This window comes from Levilactobacillus namurensis, assembly GCF_032197885.1.
Taxonomy (GTDB): domain Bacteria; phylum Bacillota; class Bacilli; order Lactobacillales; family Lactobacillaceae; genus Levilactobacillus; species Levilactobacillus namurensis_A.
This window is the reverse complement of the sequence record NZ_CP134159.1, coordinates 1558507-1584481: the sequence shown is the minus strand read 5'-3', so window position 1 is coordinate 1584481 and position 25975 is coordinate 1558507. Positions and strand designations below refer to the sequence as shown.

The 25975-nt window shown below is 50.4% G+C and carries 27 protein-coding genes and 1 tRNA gene; 15 read left to right on the top strand and 13 right to left on the bottom strand.

Annotated elements, in window-relative coordinates; genetic code table 11:
* Positions 1 to 137: 137 nt before the first annotated feature.
* A complete protein-coding gene (locus RIN67_RS07595; protein ID WP_264999324.1) occupies positions 138 to 1184 on the top strand; it encodes a YdcF family protein in 1047 nt (348 codons plus the stop codon).
* A 103-nt stretch (positions 1185 to 1287) separates the two neighbouring features.
* The gene (locus RIN67_RS07590) at positions 1288 to 1809 is read left to right on the top strand and encodes a hypothetical protein (RefSeq protein ID WP_264999318.1); all 522 of its coding nucleotides are present in this window, start codon (positions 1288 to 1290) and stop codon (positions 1807 to 1809) included.
* A gap of 141 nt (positions 1810 to 1950) precedes the next feature.
* Here RIN67_RS07590 and RIN67_RS07585 read toward each other — a convergent pair whose 3' ends face one another.
* From RIN67_RS07585 to RIN67_RS07570, 4 genes are all read right to left on the bottom strand, one after another.
* Positions 1951 to 3222 carry an ISL3 family transposase gene (locus tag RIN67_RS07585; protein ID WP_035181568.1) on the bottom strand — a complete coding sequence of 424 codons (1272 nt, stop codon included), beginning with the start codon at positions 3220 to 3222 and terminating at the stop codon, positions 1951 to 1953.
* A 186-nt stretch (positions 3223 to 3408) separates the two neighbouring features.
* A tRNA-Ser gene (locus RIN67_RS07580) sits at positions 3409 to 3496 on the bottom strand.
* A gap of 57 nt (positions 3497 to 3553) precedes the next feature.
* On the bottom strand, positions 3554 to 3952 hold the full coding sequence (locus tag RIN67_RS07575) for a TIR domain-containing protein (RefSeq protein ID WP_264999319.1): 399 nt from the start codon (positions 3950 to 3952) through the stop codon (positions 3554 to 3556).
* A 219-nt stretch (positions 3953 to 4171) separates the two neighbouring features.
* On the bottom strand, positions 4172 to 4366 hold the full coding sequence (locus tag RIN67_RS07570) for a hypothetical protein (protein ID WP_024746134.1): 195 nt from the start codon (positions 4364 to 4366) through the stop codon (positions 4172 to 4174).
* Between the two features lie 341 nt (positions 4367 to 4707).
* Here RIN67_RS07570 and RIN67_RS07565 point away from each other — a divergent pair, with 341 nt between their 5' ends.
* The gene (locus RIN67_RS07565) at positions 4708 to 5412 is read left to right on the top strand and encodes an MIP/aquaporin family protein (RefSeq protein ID WP_024746135.1); all 705 of its coding nucleotides are present in this window, start codon (positions 4708 to 4710) and stop codon (positions 5410 to 5412) included.
* Between the two features lie 39 nt (positions 5413 to 5451).
* Here RIN67_RS07565 and RIN67_RS07560 read toward each other — a convergent pair whose 3' ends face one another.
* Positions 5452 to 6120 (bottom strand): histidine phosphatase family protein, encoded by a 669-nt coding sequence (locus RIN67_RS07560; RefSeq protein ID WP_264999320.1) that lies wholly within the window; start codon positions 6118 to 6120, stop codon positions 5452 to 5454.
* A gap of 234 nt (positions 6121 to 6354) precedes the next feature.
* On the opposite strand from RIN67_RS07560, the gene gnd reads away from it, so the two are divergent.
* Entirely contained in the window at positions 6355 to 7257 is a 903-nt protein-coding gene (gene gnd, locus RIN67_RS07555) for a phosphogluconate dehydrogenase (NAD(+)-dependent, decarboxylating) (protein ID WP_024746137.1), read from the top strand.
* A 174-nt stretch (positions 7258 to 7431) separates the two neighbouring features.
* Here the strand turns inward: gnd and RIN67_RS07550 are convergent, their stop codons facing one another.
* The 5 genes from RIN67_RS07550 to RIN67_RS07530 form a co-directional block, all read right to left on the bottom strand.
* Positions 7432 to 8757, bottom strand: coding sequence for an APC family permease (locus RIN67_RS07550; RefSeq protein ID WP_264999321.1), 1326 nt, complete (start codon positions 8755 to 8757; stop codon positions 7432 to 7434).
* 244 nt (positions 8758 to 9001) lie between these two features.
* Positions 9002 to 9448 carry a GNAT family N-acetyltransferase gene (locus RIN67_RS07545; RefSeq protein ID WP_313825944.1) on the bottom strand — a complete coding sequence of 149 codons (447 nt, stop codon included), beginning with the start codon at positions 9446 to 9448 and terminating at the stop codon, positions 9002 to 9004.
* A gap of 113 nt (positions 9449 to 9561) precedes the next feature.
* Positions 9562 to 10014, bottom strand: coding sequence for a MarR family winged helix-turn-helix transcriptional regulator (locus RIN67_RS07540; protein ID WP_056943544.1), 453 nt, complete (start codon positions 10012 to 10014; stop codon positions 9562 to 9564).
* Positions 10015 to 10136: 122 nt separating this feature from the next.
* On the bottom strand, positions 10137 to 10319 hold the full coding sequence (locus RIN67_RS07535) for a PspC domain-containing protein (protein ID WP_024746141.1): 183 nt from the start codon (positions 10317 to 10319) through the stop codon (positions 10137 to 10139).
* Between the two features lie 21 nt (positions 10320 to 10340).
* On the bottom strand, positions 10341 to 11003 hold the full coding sequence (locus RIN67_RS07530) for a histidine phosphatase family protein (protein WP_264998927.1): 663 nt from the start codon (positions 11001 to 11003) through the stop codon (positions 10341 to 10343).
* 165 nt (positions 11004 to 11168) lie between these two features.
* On the opposite strand from RIN67_RS07530, the gene RIN67_RS07525 reads away from it, so the two are divergent.
* From RIN67_RS07525 to ppsA, 4 genes are all read left to right on the top strand, one after another.
* A complete protein-coding gene (locus RIN67_RS07525) occupies positions 11169 to 12035 on the top strand; it encodes a PPK2 family polyphosphate kinase (protein WP_264998926.1) in 867 nt (288 codons plus the stop codon).
* Positions 12036 to 12186: 151 nt separating this feature from the next.
* Positions 12187 to 13365: a hydroxymethylglutaryl-CoA synthase gene (locus RIN67_RS07520; protein ID WP_264998925.1), complete on the top strand. Its 1179-nt coding sequence runs from the start codon at positions 12187 to 12189 to the stop codon at positions 13363 to 13365.
* Between the two features lie 154 nt (positions 13366 to 13519).
* Complete coding sequence (locus tag RIN67_RS07515; RefSeq protein ID WP_264998924.1) at positions 13520 to 13960, top strand: nucleoside 2-deoxyribosyltransferase; 441 nt, start codon at positions 13520 to 13522, stop codon at positions 13958 to 13960.
* A 364-nt stretch (positions 13961 to 14324) separates the two neighbouring features.
* Entirely contained in the window at positions 14325 to 16733 is a 2409-nt protein-coding gene (gene ppsA, locus RIN67_RS07510) for a phosphoenolpyruvate synthase (protein ID WP_264998923.1), read from the top strand.
* Positions 16734 to 16905: 172 nt separating this feature from the next.
* Here ppsA and lexA read toward each other — a convergent pair whose 3' ends face one another.
* The gene (gene lexA / locus RIN67_RS07505) at positions 16906 to 17535 is read right to left on the bottom strand and encodes a transcriptional repressor LexA (protein ID WP_264998922.1); all 630 of its coding nucleotides are present in this window, start codon (positions 17533 to 17535) and stop codon (positions 16906 to 16908) included.
* Between the two features lie 198 nt (positions 17536 to 17733).
* On the opposite strand from lexA, the gene RIN67_RS07500 reads away from it, so the two are divergent.
* The 4 genes from RIN67_RS07500 to RIN67_RS07485 all read left to right on the top strand — a co-directional run bounded on the left by RIN67_RS07500 (position 17734) and on the right by RIN67_RS07485 (position 22009).
* Positions 17734 to 17982, top strand: coding sequence for a DUF896 domain-containing protein (locus tag RIN67_RS07500; RefSeq protein WP_264998921.1), 249 nt, complete (start codon positions 17734 to 17736; stop codon positions 17980 to 17982).
* Between the two features lie 100 nt (positions 17983 to 18082).
* The gene (locus RIN67_RS07495) at positions 18083 to 18310 is read left to right on the top strand and encodes a YneF family protein (RefSeq protein ID WP_264998920.1); all 228 of its coding nucleotides are present in this window, start codon (positions 18083 to 18085) and stop codon (positions 18308 to 18310) included.
* A 143-nt stretch (positions 18311 to 18453) separates the two neighbouring features.
* The gene (locus RIN67_RS07490; RefSeq protein ID WP_264998919.1) at positions 18454 to 20214 is read left to right on the top strand and encodes an ABC transporter ATP-binding protein; all 1761 of its coding nucleotides are present in this window, start codon (positions 18454 to 18456) and stop codon (positions 20212 to 20214) included.
* Positions 20204 to 22009 (top strand): ABC transporter ATP-binding protein, encoded by a 1806-nt coding sequence (locus tag RIN67_RS07485; protein ID WP_264998918.1) that lies wholly within the window; start codon positions 20204 to 20206, stop codon positions 22007 to 22009. Before RIN67_RS07490 ends, RIN67_RS07485 begins: the two co-directional genes overlap by 11 nt.
* Positions 22010 to 22150: 141 nt before the next feature.
* Here the strand turns inward: RIN67_RS07485 and RIN67_RS07480 are convergent, their stop codons facing one another.
* Complete coding sequence (locus RIN67_RS07480; protein WP_264998917.1) at positions 22151 to 22798, bottom strand: lysophospholipid acyltransferase family protein; 648 nt, start codon at positions 22796 to 22798, stop codon at positions 22151 to 22153.
* Between the two features lie 102 nt (positions 22799 to 22900).
* Between RIN67_RS07480 and RIN67_RS07475 the strand changes: the two genes are divergently transcribed.
* The 3 genes from RIN67_RS07475 (at position 22901) to RIN67_RS07465 (ending at position 25004) form a co-directional block, all read left to right on the top strand.
* Positions 22901 to 23650: a tRNA1(Val) (adenine(37)-N6)-methyltransferase gene (locus tag RIN67_RS07475; protein ID WP_264998916.1), complete on the top strand. Its 750-nt coding sequence runs from the start codon at positions 22901 to 22903 to the stop codon at positions 23648 to 23650.
* Positions 23643 to 23918, top strand: a complete 276-nt coding sequence (locus tag RIN67_RS07470; RefSeq protein WP_024746154.1) for a GIY-YIG nuclease family protein — start codon at positions 23643 to 23645, stop codon at positions 23916 to 23918. The genes RIN67_RS07475 and RIN67_RS07470 overlap by 8 nt, the downstream gene beginning before the upstream one ends.
* Before the next feature lie 90 nt (positions 23919 to 24008).
* A complete protein-coding gene (locus RIN67_RS07465) occupies positions 24009 to 25004 on the top strand; it encodes a D-2-hydroxyacid dehydrogenase (protein WP_024746155.1) in 996 nt (331 codons plus the stop codon).
* Between the two features lie 65 nt (positions 25005 to 25069).
* Here the strand turns inward: RIN67_RS07465 and RIN67_RS07460 are convergent, their stop codons facing one another.
* Positions 25070 to 25792: an HAD family hydrolase gene (locus RIN67_RS07460; protein ID WP_024746156.1), complete on the bottom strand. Its 723-nt coding sequence runs from the start codon at positions 25790 to 25792 to the stop codon at positions 25070 to 25072.
* Between the last annotated feature and the right edge of the window lie 183 nt (positions 25793 to 25975).

Genomic DNA, 25975 nt, shown 5'->3' with positions numbered 1-25975 from the left:
CGGCAGCTGGGTTTGATGCCCCGCTGCCGTTTTTTCGTGACTTTAGGCCACTTAAGAGGGGCCATCGTTTGGCCGGTCACCAAACTGTGGTATGCTCACAGTAAGTGATTTTTAGAGGGGATGATTTCGTGGGAGAGATGGCCTTTCACATTCCGGCGGTCTGGTATTGGGTCTGGGTGATTCCGGTGAGCTTAGGTGGTATCTTCGCGTGGCGTTACCAGCGGAATAAGACGCGTCTTAGTAATGGCTTGTGGTTTTCGGCAGCGTTCTACACGTTCTTGGCCGCCTTGGCCATGACGATTTTGGGTACCAATAACGGCCCCTTGATTGCCATCAGTCTCATTGCCTTTGTGGTGATTTTGATGGCGATTGGGGTGACTTTTGCCTTACAAGCGTTTCTGCTGCTGTGGAATGCCTGGATCGTTTGGCACCGCGAACAGCACACCGTTGCCAATATGCTGACGTTGGGGTTGGGCGTCTTCTTCTTAATCTTGCCCTGGTTGGATCGACTGGCTGGGCAGGTGTTACCGCGGCCCGTAGACGCCTTCTTGGTCGCCGTCGTGAACCTGTCGCTGTTGTACGTTGCCTTTTGGTTCTACAATTACTTGACCATGCTGGTCATTTACCAGTTCAACCGGCCGCGGTTAAATCAGGATTACATCGTGGTGTTAGGGGCGGGACTGTTAAATGGAAACCAGGTCTCACCACTTTTGAAACAGCGAATTGACCGGGGGTTACGGTTCTACCGGCGCCAATTGACGAAGACCGGACACCCGGTCAAGATGATCTTTTCCGGCGGTCAGGGGAGCGACGAGACGGTTGCGGAAGGTCAGGCCATGCGCGATTACGCAATCAGCCAGGGGTTACCGGCGGATGATGCCATCGCAGAGACCCGGTCGCGGACGACTTTGGAAAACATGCAGTTCAGTCGAGCACTGATGACCACGACTGCTAGGCCACCGCGCGTCATTTTCGTTTCCAATAATTACCACATCTATCGAGCGGGGATGATTGCCCAACAAGCCGGACTCCGTGCGGATGGCATCGGGTCGCGGACGGCGCATTTCTTTCTACCCAACGCTGTTTTGCGGGAGTACATTGCCGTCTTTGTCCGGAACAAACGTTGGCACCTGGTGGCCTTTGGGGGGATTTTGGTCATGAGTGGCTTATTGGCGTGGCTTTAGGGCCGAAGCTTAAGGCGTGAACGACGTTTTTAAAAATATTTTCATTTTTAACCATCTTCTTATATAATTATTTATAGCAAGAATAGAGGAGATGGGTTTACCAATGAAGTTGCGAAAAATTTGGGGACTGGTGATCGTGGCGTTAAGTGCAATCTGCTGGCTAACGGTTACGAACCGTCCCGTCGATGCGGCGGCTAGCGTACCGGCCACTTATTACAGTCAACGAGACCTGAAGAAGTTGAAGTTCAAGGCCACGAGCTTTCCGAAGAAGTACCGGGGCGTCTGGTACCGGAAGTCTTGGAACGGAAAAGTGGTCAAATTACATATTTACAAGCATAAGATTGTAGATCCCGTTAAGTTCTTTAGCCACCAGGCACAGCCGGCCAAGGTACGTTCCCGGGCGGTCAAGGTCAGCATCAAGAAGGCCCACAAAACGATCAAGGGGTATCGGACAGCGTTCTATACCAAGGGCGCGGGTATTCAGTATTTAGGTCTATCCAAGAAGCGCTTATTGATTAGCTTGGACGTCACGGGAACGGCTAAGCACGCGTTAGCCACCCACGTGGATACCGAAAACTTTGCGTACCGGACGGCCAAACAGGCCCGGACGCACGCGGTGTACTAAAGTTAAAACCCACTCGAACTCGAGCAACGGATAAGGTTGTTGGGTCGGGTGGGTTTTGTGGTTGAAAACCGGATTAAGTTAACCGTAAAAAAAGCGGTTCTTCGTCAACTGTTGTTGGTGAACAAAATATTGGAGTTCTAATCACTTGGTGATTAGAGCTCTTTTTGTATGAACTCGAAAAGCGAACAGCACTCTTAGCCGGAATCTGAAGAAGTTTCGGTAACCAAATCCAGTGCGTTTAATGACTTTAATCTTGTTGTTTGAACCTTCTAAGGGCCCGTTGGTGTAATGGTGAGTAAAGGTATTGCCAATTTCATCATGATGAGTCGCTAGGGTCTGGAGGGTTGCCAACATCTCTTCCGAGCAGCCCTCTAAGTGATGGAATACTTGATTATAGTTGGGCCAATCACGGTTTTTGATGGTTTCACGTAACCGATTCATCACGTTGTAAGTTTGCTTGAGCTCGGGATCAATGTCCAATAAAGCATCAACCACATCAGTGGCAGTCGCTGGATAAGGGAAGTTTGTCCACTTACGGAAAGCTTCGTAGTTGAGGTGATTTTCCGGCGTTAATAATAGTTTCCAATAGCGTTTTAGGGCGTGATACTCGCGTGAGGAAGTCGCCAGGGTTTTCATGAGGCGCACCCGCGTCTTATTAAAAGCTCGATTTAAAGCGTTAACCAAGTGGAACGGATCGATGACAACGATGGCGTTCGGAAAGATCTGCCCCACCAATTTGGGATAGGTATAGTTCATATCGGTGACGATAATTTTCACATTTTCTCGCGCAGCCTGGTCGTAATGCTGGAAATACTTTTGAAGCTGATAAATGGTCCTAAAGGGTAACAGGTCGATCAATTCGTGGGTTTCCGCATCCATAAATTCAAAGCTCATCGCGTCGGTGGCGCTCTTAGTGCTTTTAACTTCGTCCATGAGGAGAACTTTTGGTAAATAGTGCCAGTTGGTTTGAAAGTCCCGTTCAGCGCGCAAGAGCTGCCGACCAACGAATGAATCCGAAGTGGATAACTCATCGGCAATGTGTTTGAGCGAAACCGGTTCGGTCAGTTTTTCTAAGCATTGTTTGCGGGTCGTATTTGAAATCGTGCAGTGTTTCGGCACCGCATTCGTCTGCGCCAGGAAATTGGTATGACAAGCCTTACAGTGAAAGTTTCGCCGATTGAGACACAGGATAACGGTGCTGCCCAATGTTTTTGCGAATCTAATGGTGGTCTTCCGCCAACCATAGCCAATAATTTGGTGATCATTGATAATCCCACAATTGCGGCATGCCTTGGGGGTGTAGTTTAGGGACCCCACCAATCGAATCACTCCATCATCACCCACTTGTCCTTCCTCAATTATTAAGTGTTCATCATCTATTCCTAACAACATTTTCGTAGTATCATTTGACATAGGGCATTTCCTTTCTTGACTTAATTCTGTGGTGGGAGCAAGTTAACGGACGGGAGATGTCCGCTTTTTTATTCTAATGATAAACAAAAAATCTGTCATCAGTAATAGATAAAAATCTATTACCAACAACAGATATTGTAGAACCAAAAAAGCCGCCAAGGATTAACTTGACGGCGTTCGTAATTAAGGAGAGTACAGGATTTGAACCTGCGCGCCGGTATTAGCCGGTTCGCCGGATTTCGAGTCCGGTGCATTACCACTCTGCCAACTCTCCATGTGACTACCTTATCTATTTTACCAATAATGACTATAAATGCAAGTCAGAATTGCGTTAAATATGACGTAATGATAAAGCTTGCGGATCAAAGGGGTCAATCCACTGCGGTTGTGCCTCAACTAAGGCCAGTGGGGCCATGAAAGGGGCATCTAATTTAGCGGCTAGGAGTTGTTTATCTTCAGCGGCCGCAGTCGCAATTTCCCAGTCGACCCATTCGGACTGCCAGGTGTTTTGACTGATGACGATTAAGACTTGACGTGCTTGTCTAATCTTACGGCGTTGTTGTCGACGCCAGCGGTTAGCGGAACGACTCTTAAAGGCAATTTTTACGGGGACCGGACTGAACGCAATGGCCGGAAAGTCCCAGTTATCTTCCGTCAAACCTTGAATATGAAGCTTGAAGGACTGGGCTAACGGGTCACTGGCTTGGTAGCTAATTAGGAGTGGGCTCATCGGTAAGCTTCCTTTCTTGACGTTAAGTTGCCTACAGTATAACGGGTCAACACAACAGTTTGATGACAAACATATTATTTCTAATTAATATTATACGCTAACTGTACTTTTTAAGGTCACTGGTGGCCTCTCTTTGACCTAGGATGGCCGTCCAACTAACCTTGATCGTGGTTACTAAAAAACGTTCAGGCCACGTGACCTGACGCTTTTCAAAATTCCTTAACTTTTACGAATCTCTAAGACCCGATCACGTCGGCCGGATAAGCGAAACTTAACGGTCGGGGCTTGGGCTTGTAACTGGGTGAGCAGCTCGGTTTCTTGGTGTTCTGTTAAGCCTTCCAGGTCGTAGATCAACGAATGGGGCGTGGGAAGGGCGGTAACTTTGGCTAAAATAATGGCAATGAGTGGTTCCATGGGGGTCACCTCTTTTAAGCGTATTATCTCACAAGTTTACGGTGCAACGGAGATTTTTAGAATAATTCGTGAGAAGAATTTTATGTAACTGTAAAAGTAACAAGTGAACCCTAAATTAGGAAGTTGACTCGTCATCCAGAACAAGTGAAGGCTTTTTAACTGAACATTTGGCCAATCAAGGACAATTGTTTCACAAGTTGGTACCGGTGCCATTGCTGATTCATGGGGATTGGGCGAAATACAAAAAAATTGCATCGACTCGGAGAATTAGCAGTAACTATGGTAAACTAACAAAGGTATTTAAGGGAAAAATAAAGTTAAGTTCAAGGATGGTGTTTGATGTGAGCGGGTTTATCGGTGAATTTTTTGGGACGATGATTTTGATGGTCTTGGGGGCCGGAACCGGGGCTAGTTTTAATCTGAAAAAAACTTATGCGACGGGGTCAAATTGGACCTTTGTCAGTATCGCCTGGGGATTGGCTGTGACCATGGGGGTGTACGTTGCGGGGGCGTTAGGCTCGGACGGACATTTGAACCCAGCCGTGACGATTGGGTTTGCGGCGTTTGGGTTCTTCCCTTGGGACCAAGTCTTGCCGTATCTGTTGGGACAATTCTTGGGGGCGTTCGTGGGCGCGGCTCTGGTGGTTGTCCAATTCTATCCCCACTTCAAAGCGACCTCGGCTAAGAATGGGAATAGTGTCGGCATCTTTGCGACCCGGCCGGCCATTGCCAGCCCCGTCTTCAACTTCCTGTCTGAAACCATTGCGACTTGGGCCTTCGTCTTCATTCTGCTGAACCTGGGAGACTTTACGCAAGGTTTAAAGCCGTTTATCGTCGGAACGTTGATTACGGTTGTGGGGATGGGCCTCGGGACCACGACCGGATTTGCCCTGAACCCAGCACGGGATTGGGGACCACGGTTGGCGTACACAATCTTACCGATTCCGAACCGAGGAAGTGCGGAATGGTCCTACGCTTGGGTGCCGATGTGCGGCCCTATCGTCGGAGGTGTCCTGGCTGCAGGGTTACAGGTACTGATCAAGTAGATTAAAAACGCGTTGGCCCGTGGGTCAACGCGTTTTACATTACTGCTGGTTGTAGGCCAGGACTTCGGCGGTAAAGCCGGGCGCGGCTTCTTGAGCGGTGAGGCGGAGGGTCGTGACACTGCCATTAGCCGGATAGTTGTTTTCGGGGTGAAATTGGGGACCGAAGCGCAGAGTCAGGGTGCGGATAAAGGTCCCGTGGCTGACCACTAGGAGGTGGTCTCCAGCGGCGTTGTCGGTGAGTAACTGGGCCAAGGCTTGGTCGATGCGGTGATAAAAGGTGGCCCCGTCTTCAGCAAAATGATGGGGATCGGCGCGGTGCATGGCGTCGCGGGCCGTGGTAAACGAGTGTTGCCGGATGATGTCCGCTTGGTCGGTGCAACCCAGCGGTCGGGCGATGGCACCCCAGACCTGGTCGTTATCGGACCCTTCATAGGAGCCAAAGTAAACTTCCCGGAATAACGGTGACGTTGTAGGGGCTTCATGATGACCCTGGTTCGCATTAATGATATGCTGAGCAGTGTCAATGGCCCGCTTCAAGTCTGAAGAGTAGTAGCGGTCGTAGTGGACCGCTTGCAAGCGCTGCCCAGTCGCGTCGGCCATGGCGATGCCGGCTTCAGTTAAGGGTGAGTCCGCCCATCCTTGAAGCTTGTTTAAGATGTTGAAGAGTGTCTGGCCGTGTCGAACAAAGTCAATGGTGAGTGTTTTCATTGTGTGGCCTCCTAGTAGATTTGCTGCTCTCAGTATACGCGCTAAAAATTAATTTTTGAACGCTGAAACGGGGAATAACCGCGTTAAATCAACGGTTAGACGGTTCAGTTTCAGGGGACACACAAATTATGTAACTTTTTTTCGTGTTTTTTCTTGAAATCTGTAAATATTTTTCATATAATAGGCTCTGTTAGATAGAGAGTACATTTAACCATAGAAGGGAATTTGACAACAATGAAAATTGGATTAGTTGGATTAGGTAAGATGGGGTTAAACTTAGCCCAAAACATGATGGACCACGGCAGTGAAGTTGTGGGCTTTGACTTGAACAAGGACTTTGTTGACCAAGCTGCAGGTTTCGGTGCCGAAGCTGCAACCTCACTTGACGATCTGCTAAGCAAGTTACCATCACCTAAGGTCGTTTGGTTGATGCTGCCTGCTGGTAAGCCAACGGAATCAACGATTGCAACGTTGACGGACGTTTTAGCTAAGGGCGATTACATCGTCGATGGTGGTAACTCCTTCTGGAAGAACTCCGTTGAAGATGCTGAAAAGGCCGAAGCTAAGGGTATCAACTTCTTCGACTGTGGGACTTCAGGTGGCCAATCCGGTGCCCGGCATGATGGGAACTTCATGATCGGTGGGACTAGCCAAGAAGCCTTCGATGCTGTTTTGAAGCCTGTCTTTGAAGGAATCTCCGAAAAAGATGGTTACCTGTACACGGGTGCCGCTGGTTCCGGTCACTACCTGAAGATGGTCCACAACGGTGTTGAATACGGGATGATGGAAGCCATCGGTGAAGGTTTCGACGTCTTGGCCCACAGCCAATTCAACTACGATAACGAAGCCGTTGCTAAGCTTTGGAACCACGGTTCTGTTGTGCGTTCATGGCTGATGGAACTTTGTGAAGAAGCCTTCGCAAAGGACGCCAACTTGGACGAAATCAAGGGGACGATGCACAGCTCTGGTGAAGGTAAGTGGACTTTAGAAGAAGCCCTGAACCAACAAGTTGCTACGCCAGTTATCGGTCTTTCCCTGATGATGCGTTACCGTTCAATGGAAACTGATACCTTTACGGGTAAGGTTGTTTCCGCAATGCGTCATGGCTTCGGTGGTCACGCCGTTGACAAGGCTTAATCAAGTTAAATATTAAAGCGGGCTTTAGGGCCTGACAATTAAGGCGCGTTCGTTGGTTTCCAACGGACGCGCCTTTTAACTACCGGCTAAGTGAGATCGGTAAAGCGGTTGTACCCAAAAACGGGTCGCTTCGGGGATACGCCTCGAAACGGCCCGTTTTAAACCAGAAAGGGATTAATCAGTGGTGCGGTGGTGTTGCTTGTAATAGTAAACGGGAATTCCCGCGGCGACGATCACTAGCGATAAGACGACCCCCGTGAAGTCAGAACCAATCTCACTGATAATCACGAAGAGGGCCCCCAGAATCGCAATTAATGGTGTGATGGGGAAGCCGGGGGTGGAGAAGGGCCGAACGGTGGTCGGGTGCCGGTGACGTAAGAGGAAGACGCCGACAAAGGTGGCCACGTAGAAGCAATAGACCGTGAAGATACAGAGGTCCGATAACCGGTCGGGGTTAAAGAACAGAATCATGATGCTGGCGTACGCAATAATGGCCGTTGTTGCAATCATGGGTTCGTGTGACTTCCGGTTGAGGTAGCTCAGATACTTAGAGAATGGGAGCTGTTGCCGGTCGGCCATGGCGTAGACGATACGTGGGAACGTCATGATCTTACCGTTCAGACACCCCACCATTGAAATGATGATCCCGATGTTTAAGAGACGTCCACCGATGGTCCCGAAGGCGGATTGGGCGAAGTAGACCGTGGTTTGTTGCCCTAGCGTGTGAATCTTTTCTGCGGGAACAAAGTGGAGAATCCCGTAACTCACCAGAGTATAGGCGATGAGCACCAGAGAGATGCCCAGAATAATGGCTTGCGGTAGGAGCTTTTGGGGGTTCTTGATTTCGCCCCCGAGGTTCGCCACCAAGATCCACCCGTCGTAAGCGAAGAGGGTGGCCAGGACGGCCACACCGAAGTTCCCGGCGGAATGGTGGACCGTCTGTAAGGTTTGACCAAAGGCATCTTGATCACCGTAGAAGAGGCCGAAGATGACGATGGCAATAATGGGGAGTAACTTTCCCAACGTGGTCGCAATCTGAAAGGCGGCGCCCCAACGGTTTTCAACCATGTTCAGCAGGCCAATCAAGATAATCACGAAGATGGCCAGGGGAGCCTGCCAAACGGCGTCTAGGTGAAAGAAGCCTACCAAGAGGATGCCCAAGTACGCGGCGATGGAGGCGATGATTGCGGGGCCGTAGACGGCGATTTGCATCCAACCAGAGAGAAAGCCCCAGAAGTTCCCGTAAATTTCCTCCATATAAACGTAGAGTCCTCCGGTATGGGGCATTTGCGCCCCAACTTCAGCGATGGTCAACCCGGCAGTCAGGGTGATGACCCCACCCAGGAACCAGGCCAATAAGGCGCCCCCCGTGGACCCCGCACTATCTAAGACCGATGATTGTTTGAAGAAGATTCCGGAACCAATCACGGTTCCAACGACGAGTGCTAATGCGGACCAGAATCCCAGGGACCGGTTGAGCGTCGTGGATGATTCCTGCATGGAACAGGACCTCGCTTTCTGTGGTGCTTGAATTTAATTTTGAATGTTTCTAGTCTAGCAAATATCCTAATTAGGCGCAATATAAAACCGCATGCTGGGGGCTAACTAGCATTAAAAACCGAATTAATTTATGGAATCAAACTGAAAAGGTTCGAATGATGAACCCAAAATAGCTAGGATTATCGGGATAAACGAAAACCCCGTCACCGGTTTGGCGACCAGGGTTTAGGAGATTCACGACGGATTAGAGGGGCTTGGCCATGAGGTAGTCGGTCTGTTGACTGCTGCCAATGGTGAAGGTATGTTGGCCAATCCGGTGAAAGCCAATCCGAGCATAAAAGCCCCGGGCGTTATCGTTGTGTTCCCAGACGCCTAGCCACATTTGGTCCTTGTGGGCGTTAGTTGCCAGAGCTTCGGCCAGTTCGATTAAGATCCGTCCGTAACCCCGTTTCTGGTAGGCTGGCCGAACGTAGATGCGTTCGACTTCAAAATCATTAGCCCCCATGGCCTCGCTTTGAGCGTCACCCGTGTTGACCTTTAGGTAGCCACAGACTTCGCTTCCGACCTGTAAGAAGTAGAAGTGTGAGTCAGGATTAATCATCTCGCGGTGGAGTTTGTCGGTGGCGTAAGCGGTATCGAGGTATTTCGCGAGGTCTTGCGTGGTGTTGGCCGCCCCCAAAAGTGGCCGCAAACGTTTCTCGGCTAATGGCTTGCAGGGTTGGTAAATCAGTGAGGGTGCAAGGATGCAGACTAGGGATGTTTTGATTCATGATTTCAGACTCCTTTTAGAATAGTTTTATTGACTTAATAGTCACGGTGACCACCGTGCTTGACACGTTCCCAATCGGCCGTTACGTTGGTTCGGGCCTGGTGTAAGAGGGTCGTTAACTGTGCGACCTGGTCGGGGGTCATGCCGGCTAGGGCGACTCGGTTAGAGTAGGCTTCTTCTGCGGTGATGCGTTGGTAGATGAGACGGGCTTTTTCCGTAGGGTAGAGGCGCCGAATCTTTTTATTGGTTTCGTCGGGGCGTTTTTCGATGAGCGCATGGTCGGCTAAGCGCTGGACGGCTCGAATGACCGTGGTGCGGTCGACCATGACGAGTTTACTCAGCTGTTCCTGGATGATGCCAGGGTGTTCACAGATTCGTACCAAGTAGAGGTACTGTCCTTTGGTTAGGGCGTATTGCTTGAACTCAACGTTACTGATTGAGTCCAACGCACGCGCAATCATCCCGATTTCACGTAAAACTTCCGTCATGCAACTCCTCCTTTGATATGACGTGGTTCTTAGCTTAGCACAAAATTAGTGCAATTACAGCAAAAAATAAAAATTTTCAAAAAAAACACGCCAACCATGACTGGCTGGCGTGTGACGTGATATTATTCAGGATCTCCCATGACCATCCAGAGAATCAAGTAGGCTAGGATTCCTGGTAAGGGGGTCAGGGCTAAAATAATGAAAATGACCCGGCAGAGGGTGACGTTCCAGTCAAAATAGCGGCTTAGCCCGCCGACCACGCCAGCAATGACCCGGTCATCAGCGGAACGGTGGATTCGTTTCATCGTGATTGCCTCCTTTAGTAATTAGGATTGAAAGTCAATGCGGTTGAAGAATTCAACGTGAATGTCGTCGTCGGTAATGGTCAGTTTGGTGATACTACCGTTGATTGTGGCCACCCCTTCATCCAGTGCGGGTGCGTACCGGTCCACGATTGAGCGGATGGTCATCCCGTGAGAGACCACCAGCACTTGGTCGCCGTCCTTAGAGTTAGCGCGCAATTTATTAAATCCGCGGTCTAGCCGGGACCAGAACATATCGTTGCTTTCGGCTTCGCCGTAGAGGTCGGCCTGGTGGATCAGGTCACGCGCTTTTTCCAGCCCGTAAGTTCCTAGAACGGCGGATTCGGAGGTCAATTTGACTTGTGCTCCGACGAACTGCCACATCTGGTTGAGGTCGTTTCCTTCGAAGTAACCGTGACACTGTTCCCGAAATTCAGGATATTGGTAGGTGACAATGTTCATGTTTTCGGGATTTTGACGAAGAGCGATGTGGGCCGTTTCGATAGCGCGACCGGAATCACTGCTGTAGGCGGCGGTAAATGGAATGTTCTTCAATTGTTCGCCAGCGCGTTTGGCGTCGGCCCGGCCCTTTTCAGTTAGGGGGGAATCAATCCACCCTTGAACTTTATTATAATGGTTCAGCATGGTTTGACCATGGCGGACAAAGTATGCAGTAATTGTTTTCATGACGAGACTCCTTTAACAAGCGACTTGGTTACGCTTTAAGTATAGCAATCTCTTTTCCGGAACGCGAAAGTTTTAGCTGGATTTACCGAATTTTTTGTAAGCGTTCTCCGATTCGTTAAGGGAAGAATCATGGTATGGTATCAGTAGAATAAGGGGATGACGAAGATGGATGAAACAAGTTATCGGTATGCGGGCAATCGCCCTGTGGATTTGACCCAGTGGGCGACTCAGACCACAGTCCGGATTGACCGGGCCGAACGGGATGCGGACTTAGCGACGCTCCAGGACTTACAACGCCGGTTGTACGCCCAGAAGCAAACGGGTGTGATCATTGTATTGCAGGGGATGGATACGGCTGGTAAAGACGGTCTGATCCGGCACGTCTTTAGTGGCTTCAACGCGGCGGGAACCAGCGTGGTCAGCTTCAAGCAACCGACGAGTGTGGACTTGCAACATGACTTTCTCTGGCGGGTGAATCAAGCACTTCCCGCTCGCGGCGAGATTCGAATCTTTAATCGCTCGCAGTACGAAGACGTGCTGATCAGCCGGGTACACCCGGAGATCCTGGTGGGGCAGCATCTTCCGGGAATTCAGACGGTGGGGGATGTGACCGACAAGTTCTTTAACCGGCGTTATCATGACCTGCGCCATTACGAGACTTATCTGACACATCAAGGGTTCGTGATGTACAAGTTCTTCCTCCACATTTCCCAAGCGGAGCAGACGCATCGCTTGGAACGGCGATTGGCACGTCCCGAAAAGAACTGGAAATTTTCCACGAGTGATCTGAAGGAGCGGCAGTACTGGGACGATTATCAGACGGCCTATGCCCAGATGCTAGCCCACACGGCGACGCCTAAGCATCCGTGGTACATTATTCCAGCGGATGATAAGTCCACCGCTCGGCGAATCGTGTCGGCGATTCTGGCGCAACAATTGGGAACTTTGGACCCGCAATACCCGCAGGTGTCGGCGGCGGAACAAGCAAAATTCAAGACACTGTTACACCAGCTACGTAAGGGGCGCATCTAATAAAGGTTGTATCTCTCAAAAAGCGGACTGTTCAGGATATTTAGCTTATCTTTTACTTAAATTTGTAGCCTACAATTAAAGAATCTTGCGGAAATTGTGGGTAAAATGGTAGGGTTAAACGTAATGAGTAATTTAGTGAGGAGCGGATTGAATGACGGAGACAGTCGGAATTGACCGGATGGGGTTCTATACACCGGACATGTACTTGGAAATGACGGATCTGGCGTTGGCCCGTGGTGAAGACCCTGCCAAGTATCACGTGGGCATCGGTCAGGATAAACAGGCGGTCATTCCGCCGACACAAGACGTGGTGACCATGGCAGCGAATGCAGCAGCCCAGATCCTAACGCCGGCCGACAAAGCGGCCATCAAGATGGTCCTGTTCGGAACAGAATCGGGCGTCGATAACTCAAAAGCTACCGCGGTGTACTTAGCCCACTTGTTAGACTTACCCGCAGATACCCGGGCGGTAGAAATCAAGCAGGCGTGTTACGGGGCAACGGCGGGCTTACAATTAGCGGCCGACTATGTCCGGGCGCGACCGACTGCTAAGGTCCTCGTCATCGGTGCGGACATCGCGCGCTACGGGCTTCATACTGCTGGTGAAGTGACACAGGGTGGCGGCGCCGTTGCGATGTTGGTGACCGCCCAGCCCCGCATGTTGGCCTTAGAACCCGTGAGTGCCTACCACACAGCTGACGTGATGGACTTCTGGCGGCCTTTAGGACGAACGGAGGCGTTGGTGGACGGGCGTTATTCCACGAACGTTTACTTGGACTTCTTTAAGACGGTCTGGGCAGCCTATCAGGCGCAGACCCAACGAACGATTGCGGATTTTGCGGCTTTGACCTTCCACATCCCGTTTACCAAGATGGGGTTAAAGGCGCTACGGCAGGTCTTGCCCGAGGCCACACCAGACCAGCAAGCACACCTCCAGGCAGCTTTTGAGGCCAGCCAACTGGATAATCGGAATGTGGGGAACTTGTATACGGGATCGCTGTACTTGAGCATATTGTCGTTACTGCGGCATGGTCACCTTCGAGCGGGAGACCGGATTGGGTGTTATAGCTACGGTTCGGGAGCCGAAGGTGAGTTCTATAGTGCCATCGTTCAACCGACGTTCCGCCAGGGCTTCGACGATGAACGTTTGACGGCGCTATTGGCGAACCGACGTGCAGTTTCCGTGGCAGAGTACGAGGCCCTTTTTACGCAACGCCTGGATCTATCGGGACGAGATGTTCAGTTGCCCGTTGGGGAAGTATCTGCCCAGTATTATCTGGCTGGGCGGCAACAGCAGCAGCGACTGTATCGGCAACGGACAGCTGACTAATTAATCAAAAATGATTAAAAATTTACGTAAAGATTGCGTCATGGCCTAAATTCACGAATATTAAATAAAAAGTTATCGCCAAATGTTAATTCTTTCGCTATAATGGGATTATCCAAACGGAACCACATAAGATTAGAGAAATGAGGAAATTAGCGTGACCAACATTTATTTAGCAGGACCATTCTTTGATGACGAACAAATCGAACGGATCGGGCGAGCTGAGGCCGCTTTAGCCGCTAACCCCCAAGTGGGACGGGTATTTAGTCCCCGGAAGAACGAAATTCGAGATTTGACTTTGGGAACGCCTAAGTGGTCGGATGCCACGTTTAAGATGGATGTTCGGGAAATTGATCAGGCTGACGTCGTGGTCGCTTTAATCGATTACGTCGATGATCAAGTAGATTCGGGAACCGCTTTTGAGATTGGCTACGCTTTTCACAGCCAAAAGCCGCTGGTCATCCTGCATGAAAAGGATACCAAGGTGAACTTGATGTTGTCCGAAAGCTTAACGGCATACTTACAGTCAACGGATGCGCTTAAAACCTATGATTTTGCGACGTTGCCGACGAGTCGGTATGACGGACCGGTCTTCTAACGACGGGAAGACTAGCCTGAAAAGAGAATGTTTAACGTCAAATTTTAGTAGAAGATATAGAACGAAAACGGCCATGACCGCTCGAAAATTGAGCAAGGGATGGCCATTTTTATTGGCTTAAATTGCGGTATAGTGTGAAAGATGCACAAGCCGAATGCAACCGTTTGAAGCCCTGATAAAACGGCCATTATCGGTATGTACCAATGCTTTAAGCCAAAATAAAATAACAAAAAATCAAAAAAATTGGCCATAGGGGGGTGACACTTTGTTCATAAATGCACTATAATGTACTTGTAGTTGTAAGCGGTTACATTCACAAAGCGTGTAACCAACCTTAATGGATCAAGTGCGAGGAGGCAATATGATGAGTAATCGAGATACTGCAAATGTTTTGTGGTTTGATGAATTGCACCGTGAAGACGTGAACCTAGTTGGTGGGAAGTCATCTTCCTTAGGGGAAATGACGTCGTCAATGAAGGTTCCCGTTCCCTATGGTTTTGCCACGACTGCCCGGGCCTACCGGTACTTTATGCAAGAGACCGGTGTCAACGACCAAGTCAACGCATTGCTTGAGGGAATCAAGGATTACGAAGACTCAGATGAATTACATACTACCTGTGAGAAGATTCGGAACTTAATCGTTTCGGCCAAGATGCCAGATGATTTAGCTCAGAACATCAAGCAGGCCTACGCCGACTTGGCTAAGAAGATGGATCAAAAGGATCCGTTTGTGGCCATTCGGTCATCTGCGACGGCGGAAGATTTACCAAACGCATCGTTCGCTGGGCAACAAGAGTCTTATCTGAACATCAAGGGCGCCGCAGACGTGGTAAACCGGGTTCAGGAATGCTACTCCTCGCTCTTTACTGATCGGGCAACTTACTACCGGCACAAGCAACACTTCCCACACGAGAAGGTTGCGCTATCTGCTGCCGTTCAAATGATGGTCTTCTCCAAGGCTTCGGGGATTATGTTCTCCGTTAACGTTGCCAACGGGGACGACTCCAAGATCGTGATTGACACGATTCGGGGCCTGGGCGAGTACATCGTGTTAGGGAAAGTGACGCCTAACCACTTTGTTATCGACAAAGACTCTATGAAGATCGTTGAACGTAGCGTGGTCAAGCAGACCATTCAACTGGCCCGGGAAGCAACTGGTGGGACCAAGGAAATTGCCGTCCCTGAAGCTGAACAGGACCAGCAAGTGCTGACGGATGACCAAGTGATTGAATTAGCTGGCTACGTTAAGGCCATTGAAAAGCATTACGGTTGCTACATGGACATGGAATTCGCTTTGGATACGAATACCAACCGGTTATGGATCGTTCAAGCGCGTCCAGAAACCGTTTGGTCTCAAAGAAATAAGGATAAGCAAGGACACTCAACTGCAGGAGATGATAGTGTGGTTCAGGAAGCTGATGCAAAGATTGCTGTTCGCGGATTATCTGCGAGTCCTGGTGTCGCCAGTGGTGTGGTTCATGTCATTGACAACCCTGAAGACATTGACCAATTCAAGAAGGGTGAAGTCTTAGTCACGTTGATGACGTCACCTGACTGGGTACCGGCAATGAAGAAGGCGGCGGCCATCGTGACCAACAATGGTGGGATGACCTGCCACGCGGCCATTGTTTCCCGTGAAATGCAGATTCCATGTATCGTAGGGACCAAGAGTAAGGGGACTGCCGCAACGGACACCTTCAAGACGGGTGACGTGGTTACGGTCGACGCAACCAACGGTATCGTCTACGAAGGCAAGGTTGCCAGCCTGCTGAAGAAGAATGAACCAGCCCAAGCCGCAGGGGGCCAAGTGGTGGCTGCCGAGACCTTTGCGCCGACGGCTACCCGGGTCATGATGAACTTAGGTGACCCTGACTTGGCTGAAAAGTATTCAACGTTACCCGCTGATGGGATTGGGTTGATGCGTGAAGAGTTCTTATGGACCACCTTTATTCACGAACACCCACTATACTTGATCGAACAGGGGCACCCAGAAAAGGTCGTCAACATGTTGGCTGACGGGATCTCCAAGGTTGCTCGGGCGATGGCACCACGGCCGATGGTTCTGCGGTTATCCGACTTTAAGTCCAGTGAATACCGGAACTTAAAGGGTGGCGAGAAGTATGAACCACACGAACCAGCAGACTTATTAGGCTGGCGGGGTGCTTCCCGGTACTACGATCCGAAGTACGTGGAAGCCTTCAAACTGGAATTAGCTGCGGTCAAGAAGGTGCGGAACGAGTTTGGCCTGAAGAACTTGAACGTGATGATTCCATTCGTACGGACCGTGGATGAAGCTCGGAAAGTCACGGACATTATGGCGCACGAAGGCTTGGTTCGGAATGCCGACTTCAAGGTTTACATGATGGCGGAAATTCCATCTAACATTATCTTGGCGGACAAGTTTAACGAGTTCGTTGACGGATACTCCATCGGTTCGAACGACTTGGCCATGTTGATCTTAGGCTGTGACCGGAATAACGATACGGTAGCACGGCTCTTTGATGAACGGAACTTAGCCGTTAAGCGGGCAATCAAACACTTGATTAAGGCTGCCCACAAGGATGGTAAGACGGTCTCGATTTGTGGACAAGCACCATCCGAATACCCTGAATTCACGAACTTCTTGATTCAATGCGGGATTGATTACGTTTCCGTTAACCCTGATATGGTCAAGCAGACCAAGCGGAACGTGGCTCACTTCGAACAACGGATCTTACTGGACAAGGCGACTGGCCGCGGACTTCAAGATCCAACAGACTATGACTGGGAATAAGCCCAAGCGTTGGCTGAGGTCAGCATAGCGAGTTAAGGGTAAACTAAAGGACCACCTAGATGGGTAAATGAACGCGTCTAGGCGGTCCTTTGGTGTCACAAAAACAAACGGCAGATTGAACGGGTTGTTCCCGTTCAATCTGCCGTTTGTGACTAGCATAACGATATAGTGGTTAGTGCACGTCGTCCCGGAACAGGCCAACGACCCTTCCTAGGATGGTGACTTGATTTAAGATGATGGGCGCCATGGTATCATTTTCGGGTTGCAACCGGAAATGGTCGGCTTCCTTAAAGAATCGCTTGCAGGTGGCCTCGTTCTCTTCGGTCATTGCAATGACGATGTCGCCGTTATCGGCGGACCGTTGCCGACGCACGATAACTTGGTCGCCGTTTAAGATGCCGATGTTGATCATACTCTCGCCACGAATCGTGAGCATGAAGAGCTGATCATCGCTATTTTCAAATTCGGGTGGCACGGGGAAGTAATCCGTGGCTTCTTGAACGGCCAGGATGGGTTCCCCGGCAGTCACCGTTCCCAGAACGGGAATCTGTGTCTGCTGTTCGTGAACGCCGAGTTCTTCCAAACCGGCAGGGGTGACTTCCAAGGCCCGGGGCTTGGTAGGGTCCTTAGTCAGCAACCCCTTCTTTTCCAGACGGGCGATGTGACCGTGAACCGTGGAAGTTGATGACAGGGAAACCGCCTCGCCGATTTCTCGAACGGTTGGGGGATACCCTTTTTCGTTGACCCGTTCCCAAATGAAGCGCAGAACGGCAATTTGTTTACTTTCAGAAGCTTTGCTCATCGTATTGCCACCTCGTTCGTCATTATTCGTCTGAATCGACTTAGTTTAGCCCAATTTTAGCATAGCTGGCGAACGTTTTCAAACAGATGTTCGGCCTAATAAGTTGAATTCTGAAATTAACCCTGATATTATAGGTTGTGTTTTAAAACTTACAATTTCACCCAGTGAGGTGAAGAATTAAAGGAGCGCGGCTATTTCATGACTGAAACCACGATGGACAGTTTATTAGTCCGGATTAATGAATTGGCCCACAAAGCGAAGGGTGCGGGTCTCAACGAAGATGAGAAGGCTGAACGGGCCGATCTGCGGCAGAAGTACCTGAAGCTGTTTCGGGAGAGTTTCCGGAGTCAAGTTGAGATGATGCAGGTCTACGATAAGAACGGTAAGGAAGTTACGCCGGAAAAGGTCCGTCAAGTTCAACGTGAAAAGGGCTTACGGAACGATTAGTGGGTTAAAGAGGGGGTCTTTTTGAGATTCGCTCTTTTATTTTGTCTTAAGATTGTGTAAACTTGGTTAATGAATGCTGTTAGTAAGGGAGGGAATCGTCTTGGCAACTTGGATCTGGATTTTGATTGTAATCGTCGTGGGACTGGCTTGTGCCTTTGGGGGCTTCTATGGCGCACGACGTTACATGGAAAACTACCTGAAAGACAATCCGCCTATCAGTGAAGATCAATTACGAGTAATGATGTTACAGATGGGGCAAAAGCCATCTCAACGGAAACTCCACCAAATGATGAACGCGATGAAGCAACAATCTCGCAAATCAAAGTAGACTTCATGATCAAGAAAGACTCGCCGTCAGCGTTAGTTGAACGGGGAGTCTTTTTGATTGTCATTAGAAAGAATTGCGTTAGACTGGAAAGAGTCTGCTATAATGAAATTCTAATTGTATTTTAATTTAAGGAGGGATCGCGCTTGAGTATCTTTAAGAAATTGTCATGGTACTTTCGCCTAGAATGGCGACGGTATCTGATTGGGGTCATTGGGCTGTTGCTCACGGCAATTATCGCGATCATTCCACCACGGATTATCGGCAACATGGTGGATAGTATTCACGGCCGGACCATGACGGGAACGCTATTGGCCGTTGATTTGGCTTTGGTCGTGGGCGCGGCGATTGCGCAGTACCTGACCCGTTACCTGTGGCGGAACGCCATTTGGGGTGGCGCGGCACACTTGGAACAACTGCTGCGGGACCGGTTGTTTCGCCACTTTATGAATATGGACCGGACGTTTTATCAACGTTACCGGACGGGTGACCTGATGGCCCACGCGACCAACGACTTGGAAGCCGTGCAGCGGGTCGCTGGTGGGGGAATCCTCCAGTTTGCCGATGCCATCATTACGGGGGGGACGACCTTGATCGCGATGATGACGTTGATCAACTGGCGCTTGACCTTGCTGGCAATCGTGCCTTTTCCGTTCTTAGCAGTAGTTTCGTGGTACCTGGGACAGAAGATCCACCGGGCGTTCGGCCGGTCGCAAGCGGCTTTTTCACGCTTAAATAATAAGGCCCAAGAGAGTATCAGCGGGATTAAGGTCATCAAAGCTTTAGGGCAAGATCAAGAAGATATTGACGACTATGACCAGCAGGTCGACCAGACCATTGCGATTAACCGTCACGTTAACTTTTTGGATTCATTATTTGACCCAGCAATTACTTTAATTATTTCAATATCCTATGTGGCCACCATTGTGTTGGGGGGCTTATTTGTGGCCCACGGAACCATCACGATTGGCAACCTAGTCTCGTTCATCAGTTACTTGGCGATGATGGTATGGCCGATGTTTGCGGTCGGAATGCTGTTCAACACCATGGAACGGGGGAATGCGAGTTATGACCGGGTCATGGAACTGTTGCGGCAAAAGAGCAAGATCATTGACCGGACCGACGGCTTGACGGAACATCCTCACGGAACGCTAGCCTACCATGTCCAGACCTTCAACTACCCGGACGATGCCCAGACGAGCCTCCAGGACATTAACTTTGACCTTAAAGCGGGACAGACGCTGGGGATTGTCGGCCGGGTCGGGGCAGGTAAATCGACCATTATGAAGCTGATTTTGCGAACGTTCGATGACTATCAAGGCGAGATTCGCTTCGGGGGTCACCCGATTAAGGACTATGCGTTGGACAGCTACTTGCCCGCGATTGGGTATGTTCCGCAAGAAAGCTTCCTGTTTTCGGATACGGTGTTTGAAAACATTCGCTTTGCGAAGGCGACTGCCACGCGGGCTGACGTGATCCAAGCGGCGCAGAAGAGTGATCTGGCCCACCAAATCGACCTCTTACCTGACGGGTATCAGACTCAGGTTGGTGAGGATGGTATCTCGTTATCAGGGGGCCAACGGCAACGGTTAGCGATTGCCCGGGCGTTATTGATTGATCCAGAGTTATTGATTCTAGACGATGCCTTGTCCGCGGTGGATGCCGAGACGGAAACTGAAATTCTGGCTAACCTGCGGGCTGAGCGGGCCAATAAGACCACGATCATTGCGGCTCACCGGTTAAGCTCGGTGATGGAAGCCGATGAGATCTTGGTCCTTGACCAAGGACGGATCGTCGAACGGGGGACGCACGCCAGTCTGATGGCGGCCCACGGTTGGTACGCTAAGATGTTTACGCAACAACAGCTTGAAACACGGGTTAAAGGGGGGAACCGACATGGCGACTAAACCACATGAATCAGCATGGGCCCGTAGCATGACCCTAAAAGAGCAATTGACAGTGGTGGGGGAACTCTTCAAGTTTGCAGCCCCCTATAAGTGGTTCTTCATTGGTTCGGTGTTATTATCGGCCTTTATTAGTGGGATTAACGTCTTTCTACCCTGGTTGCTTCAAATCTATATGGATAACTTCTTACGCCGGGGCAACGCGACGTTGGCGATTATGTGGCTATTTGCGGGCCTGTATTTCCTGGGAATGGTGGTCAAAGCTATTTCCCAGTTCTGGCAGGACTACACCAGTACCATGGGCGCTGAATACATGCTGGAGAGTGTCCGCCGTAAGATGTTTGCGGACCTGCACGGTAAGGGCATGCGGTACTTTGACCAAACGCCGGGCGGGTCGATCCTGTCACGGTTAATGAACGATACCATGACGTTTTCTAACTTTTGGGCGTTGCTAAATACCCTGATCTTGGCTGTGTTTGCGGTGGTCTCATCCTTTATTGCTATGGCTTTGACGGACTGGGGGGTTGCTTTAGCCACCCTGATCTTGGTGCCATTCTTACTGTTTGTGATCTGGTATTACCAGAGCTTCAGTTCGCGGGTCTACCGACGGATGCGGGAGCGTTTGAGTGAGTTGAACACTAAGCTGAGCGAAGCCATTACGGGAATTAGCGTGATTCAGGAGTTCCGGCAAGAAAAGCGGATGGCGACGGGGTTCAAGAAGACCAACCGCGCCTACTACGATACTCGGCGAGCGATGATTCGGACCAATTCGCTGCTGCTGAGCCCGATGATCAACCTATTCTACGCGTTAGGAACGGTGATTGTCCTGGGACTCTTCGGGATGCGGGGGATGCACCAAGTCGTTGCGGCTGGGGTGGTCTACGCGTTCATCACGTACCTGAACAACTTCTACAGTCCGATGAGTCAGATGATGGATAACTTGAGTGACTTTCAAAACGGGATGGTTGCGGGATCACGGGTGATGCGTATCCTAAACGATCGCACGCTTGCCCCCCAGCAACATCCCGTGGCGGATGCGAAGATCACCCGCGGCAAGGTAGAATTTCGTCACGTGACCTTTGCTTACGATCAAGAACACCCGGTCTTAAAGGATGTCTCGTTCGTAGCAGAACCCGGACAGACCGTGGCCCTAGTGGGGGAAACGGGATCGGGGAAGACCTCGACGATTAACGTGTTGATGCGCTTCTATGAATTTCAGAGTGGTCAGGTCTTGATCGATGACCGGGATATCCGGGAGTATCCGGCAGCGGAGTTACGGTCAAAGATGGGGCTAGTCTTGCAGGAACCACAGCTGTTTTACGGCGATATTCAGAGCAATATTCGGATGTTTAATCCGAACATCTCGGATGAGCAGGTCCAGCAGGCGGCTAAGTTCGTGCAGGCCGATGAGTTCATTGACCGGTTGCCGGAGGGCTACGCCACGGCCGTCTTAGAGCACGGGTCGGAGTACTCTGCAGGACAGCGACAGTTGATTACCTTTGCACGGACGGTGGCGACGGACCCGAAGATCTTGATTCTCGATGAGGCCACGGCTAACGTGGATACGGAAACGGAAACCATGATTCAAACTGGTCTCCAGCGACTGCAAGCGAACCGGACGACGGTAGCGATTGCGCACCGACTCTCGACGATTCAAAATGCGAACCTGATTCTGGTCTTGCATCAAGGCAAAATCGTGGAACGGGGAACGAACGATGAGCTGATGCAACATCACGGGTATTACTACGACATGATTCAGTTGCAAAATGCTGCGCACGCCGATGACCTACAGTCATAACCCCGCATTTGGTGCCCAATCTTAGCGCCTAAAGACGCTAAAAAGAAAAATTCCGTCTCTCAAATGGTTAAGTCATTTGAGAGACGGAATTTTTTCTGATTTTGATTTAAAATTGTGAATGCACGGGGGACGTCTAAGCGATTAGGCGTTCGGATGTTCGTGGTGTTTCTCACCAGAGACGTCAACGTAATGGAAATTCGGGTCGATTTCTTGATCTAGTTGGTTGAAAGCCGCTTGCATCTGGGCTTCGACCTGGGCTTGACCCGCTTCGTCCAGCTTTAATTTACGGTCGATGGTAATCGGTTGGCCATAGGCGACCGTGATGTGCTGACGGCTGAAGAGCCGTTTGAACGTCAGTGGTCCTTGGTAGACCGTGGGGATGAGCGGAACCCTTGCCATTTTGGCGATTACGGCCGCGCCCCCCTTGAGTTCTGATGAGTGACGACTTCCTGAGGGGAAGATGATCAGGGAAAGGTCGCCTTGACGTAAAGTTCGGACAGGGGTTTTAATAACAGAAGGCCCTGGATGGTCCCGGTTGACCGGGAAGGCATTGGCATGGCGTAAGATCCATCGTAAAATAGGGTTCTTAAAGAGTTCTTCTTTAGCCATAAAGCTAAATTGGCGGGGACTGGCACCCAATGCAAAGTAGATGGGGTCGAACCAGGTCCGGTGTGGGCCCACCAGAATGTACGGGCCATCCGGCAGCTCGTCACGGTGCAGGTAAGTTGGCCGGCCGTTAATGACGTAGACGATGACCCGGATGATTCCCCGTAAAAACGAATAGAACATGTGTGACACTCCTCTCACAGTGAATCTGTATGAATCTAGTATGCAAAAAAAGTGCAGGAGTTGCAAGTTATCCTGTTGATCAGCAGTAGAAAGGAATTGCCGATGACAAAACCAACGTTACGGCCGGATGAACGTATCGACCAACTCTATAGTCAAGATATTCAAATCATTCAAAGCCCGGAGGTGTTTGCCTTTTCCCTCGACGCGGTGCTTCTAGCGGCGTTCGCGAAGCTACCGGCTAGAACGACCAGCCGCACGGTTGACCTGTGTGCGGGGAACGGGGCCGTGGGCCTGTTTATGAGCCACCAGACTAAAGGACAGATTGCCGAAGTCGAATTACAGCCGCGATTAGCCGACATGGCCCGCCGCAGTATCGCGCTAAATGGGTTAGATGACCACATGACGGTGTACCAAGGCGACTTGGCACAGGTCAACCAGTGGATTCCCAAGGATTCGGTGGACGTGGTGACCTGTAACCCGCCGTACTTCGAAGACTTGCCGGATAGTCAGAAGAATCCGAACCAGTACCTGGCCATTGCGCGGCACGAGATCACGACAAATTTGGCGACCATTGTGGCGACGACCAGCGGCTTATTGAAGATGAACGGGAAGGCCTACTTTGTGCACCGTCCCGACCGGTTGCTTCAGCTCCTGACGCTGATGGGGCAACACCGGCTCGCACCTAAGCGGATTCGGTTAGTGTACCCTAAGCCGGGCAAGGAAGCCAATATGGTGCTGGTAGAGGCCATTAAGGATGGTAAGCCGGGGGGGCTTAGGTTCCCGGCCCCGTTGACGGTCTATGATGCGACGGGAAACTATCAAGCAGAAGTGAAGCGATTATTGTATGGGTAATTCACAAACTTACTATTTCTATGTTTTACTATGTGCTGACCAATCGCTGTACGGCGGGTTTACCACGGACGTGGCCAAGCGTTTTGCGACGCATTTGGCGGGGAAGGGGGCTAAATATACGCGTGCGCACAAACCTTTGCGGGTTTTGTACAGCGAAGCCTTTGATTCTAAGCATGATGCGTTACACGCGGAATGGGCGTTTAAGCATCAAAGTCGCCAAAAAAAGCTCCTTTTTTTAAAAAAACACGGGATTCAAGTAAAGATTTAGCTCCTTGACTAATCAAACAACAGATTTTGTGTTAAACTGTACAAGTGCATCAGATATACAGGAAGTAGAATTTTAAGGAGGAACTTTACTGTGAAGATTATTGCTTATGGAATTCGCGACGACGAACAACCTTACTTGGAACAATGGTCTAAGGACCAAGGTATCGAAGTTAAGGCTGTTAAGGAACTGCTGGATGACAGCACGGTTGATTTAGCTAAGGGCTACGACGGTGCCGTTGTCTACCAACAAAAGCCTTACACGGCTTCTGTATTAGACAAGTTAGCCGCTAACGGTGTAACGAACTTGTCCTTACGGAACGTGGGTGTTGATAACGTTGATGCTGACGCTGTTAAGCGTAACGGCTTCAAGGTTACTAACGTTCCTGCATACTCCCCAGAAGCAATCGCTGAATTCACGGTTACTGAATTAATGCGGTTATTACGTCGGACGCCTACGTTCGACCGTAAGCAAGCTAATGGTGACCTGCGGTGGGCTCCAGATATCGCCGACGAATTGAACTCCATGACGGTTGGTGTTGTGGCTACTGGTCGGATTGGCCGGGCCGCTATGAAGATCTACCAAGGCTTCGGTGCCAAGGTTATCGCTTACGATGTCTTCCACAACCCTGAGTTGGAAAAGCAAGGAATCTACGTGGACACGATGGACGAATTATACGCCCAAGCTGACGTTATTTCCCTGCACGCTCCTGCAACCAAGGACAACGAAAAGATGATCAACGACGACGCCTTCAGCAAGATGAAGGATGGCGTTTGGTTGTTGAACCCTGCCCGTGGTGCCCTCGTTGACACGGATGCTTTGATCCGTGCCCTGGACAGCGGCAAGGTTGCCGGTGCTGCCTTGGATGTTTACGAAGACGAAGTTGGAATCTTTAACACCGACTTTGGTAGCTTCGATGCTATTCCAGACGAACGGTTGAAGAACTTGATGAAGCGTGAAAACGTGCTGGTAAGCCCACACATCGCCTTCTACACCAAGACTGCCGTTAAGAACATGGTTCAATACGCTTTGAACAACAACAAGCAGTTAATTGAAACGGGTAAGGCTGACAACGTGGTTAAGTTCTAAGACGTTTCAGAAACTCGATGAATCTAAAAAGGCCATCAGCGTTTGCTGATGACCTTTTTTGCGGCTTATGCCGTCCGCGTTAGGGTGGTGAGGGCCAGTAACAGGTCCTGCAACTCCGCGGGATTCTCTACGGTCTGATCGGGGATCCAATCGCCGTCAGGAACTTCTAGATTGCGGTGGTTGAACCAGAAAGCTTGCCAGCCGGCCTGTTTGGCGGCTCGCACGTCCATACTGTAACAATCACCGACGTAGACGCTCTCGCTGGCCCGCAGGTTCAACCGACGATTCATCGCGGTGAAGATCTGGGGGTCGGGCTTGGCCAGACCGGCTTCTTCGGACGTCAGAATGGCGTCACGGTCGATCCAGCGGTGCATATTCAAGTTCATCACTTTGGCCAGCTGGTGTTCCGTGTGGCCATTCGTGATAATTCCCAATTGATAGCGCGCCTTAAGCTGATCAAGCGCGGTTGCTAGTCCAGGAAAAAGTTTGATTTCTTGAAGCCCTTGTTGGTACGCTTCTTGGAAGGCTAGGGCGGCCTCCGGGGTAACCGGTGGCAAGTCCTGAACGTGCAGGGCAGCGTTCAAGCGTTGAACGGCCATTTCATCGGCCGACCAACTGCCCTTAGCCACCTGCGCGTAAGCCGTCGCACTTTGGCGCCGGTAAGCCTGAAACGTTGGGGTTAAATCAAAACTGGATGGAAGCTGAACAATCGGCGCGAGGGCAGCTACGAAAGGTGCCTTTTGGTCGTAGAGCGTGTCATCAACATCAAAGACGACCGCTTTTATCATGTGCGTTTCCTCCTGTCTAAGTCCCTAGCAGTTTATCACACCTCAGCCTAAAAGCCAATTTTTCGTAAAATATTCCAGGATTTAGCTTGTGTTTAGCCGGTTCGTTTTGTATAATAACTGTCGGTGCGTATGCGCCAATTCACACCTGACGTGATGGCCTCAGTAGTGCTCGGGAGAGTTCTG

Bases quoted from the DNA above. Each gene is read 5' to 3' on its own strand.
- RIN67_RS07595 (WP_264999324.1), top strand. From the start codon at position 138: ATGGCCTTTCACATTCCGGCGGTCTGGTATTGGGTCTGGGTGATTCCG.
- RIN67_RS07590 (WP_264999318.1), top strand. From the start codon at position 1,288: ATGAAGTTGCGAAAAATTTGGGGACTGGTGATCGTGGCGTTAAGTGCA.
- RIN67_RS07585 (WP_035181568.1), bottom strand. From the start codon at position 3,222: ATGTCAAATGATACTACGAAAATGTTGTTAGGAATAGATGATGAACAC.
- RIN67_RS07575 (WP_264999319.1), bottom strand. From the start codon at position 3,952: ATGAGCCCACTCCTAATTAGCTACCAAGCCAGTGACCCGTTAGCCCAG.
- RIN67_RS07570 (WP_024746134.1), bottom strand. From the start codon at position 4,366: ATGGAACCACTCATTGCCATTATTTTAGCCAAAGTTACCGCCCTTCCC.
- RIN67_RS07560 (WP_264999320.1), bottom strand. From the start codon at position 6,120: ATGAAAACACTCACCATTGACTTTGTTCGACACGGCCAGACACTCTTC.
- gnd (WP_024746137.1), top strand. From the start codon at position 6,355: ATGAAAATTGGATTAGTTGGATTAGGTAAGATGGGGTTAAACTTAGCC.
- RIN67_RS07550 (WP_264999321.1), bottom strand. From the start codon at position 8,757: ATGCAGGAATCATCCACGACGCTCAACCGGTCCCTGGGATTCTGGTCC.
- RIN67_RS07540 (WP_056943544.1), bottom strand. From the start codon at position 10,014: ATGACGGAAGTTTTACGTGAAATCGGGATGATTGCGCGTGCGTTGGAC.
- RIN67_RS07535 (WP_024746141.1), bottom strand. From the start codon at position 10,319: ATGAAACGAATCCACCGTTCCGCTGATGACCGGGTCATTGCTGGCGTG.
- RIN67_RS07530 (WP_264998927.1), bottom strand. From the start codon at position 11,003: ATGAAAACAATTACTGCATACTTTGTCCGCCATGGTCAAACCATGCTG.
- RIN67_RS07525 (WP_264998926.1), top strand. From the start codon at position 11,169: ATGGATGAAACAAGTTATCGGTATGCGGGCAATCGCCCTGTGGATTTG.
- RIN67_RS07520 (WP_264998925.1), top strand. From the start codon at position 12,187: ATGACGGAGACAGTCGGAATTGACCGGATGGGGTTCTATACACCGGAC.
- ppsA (WP_264998923.1), top strand. From the start codon at position 14,325: ATGAGTAATCGAGATACTGCAAATGTTTTGTGGTTTGATGAATTGCAC.
- lexA (WP_264998922.1), bottom strand. From the start codon at position 17,535: ATGAGCAAAGCTTCTGAAAGTAAACAAATTGCCGTTCTGCGCTTCATT.
- RIN67_RS07500 (WP_264998921.1), top strand. From the start codon at position 17,734: ATGACTGAAACCACGATGGACAGTTTATTAGTCCGGATTAATGAATTG.
- RIN67_RS07485 (WP_264998918.1), top strand. From the start codon at position 20,204: ATGGCGACTAAACCACATGAATCAGCATGGGCCCGTAGCATGACCCTA.
- RIN67_RS07480 (WP_264998917.1), bottom strand. From the start codon at position 22,798: ATGTTCTATTCGTTTTTACGGGGAATCATCCGGGTCATCGTCTACGTC.
- RIN67_RS07475 (WP_264998916.1), top strand. From the start codon at position 22,901: ATGACAAAACCAACGTTACGGCCGGATGAACGTATCGACCAACTCTAT.
- RIN67_RS07470 (WP_024746154.1), top strand. From the start codon at position 23,643: ATGGGTAATTCACAAACTTACTATTTCTATGTTTTACTATGTGCTGAC.
- RIN67_RS07460 (WP_024746156.1), bottom strand. From the start codon at position 25,792: ATGATAAAAGCGGTCGTCTTTGATGTTGATGACACGCTCTACGACCAA.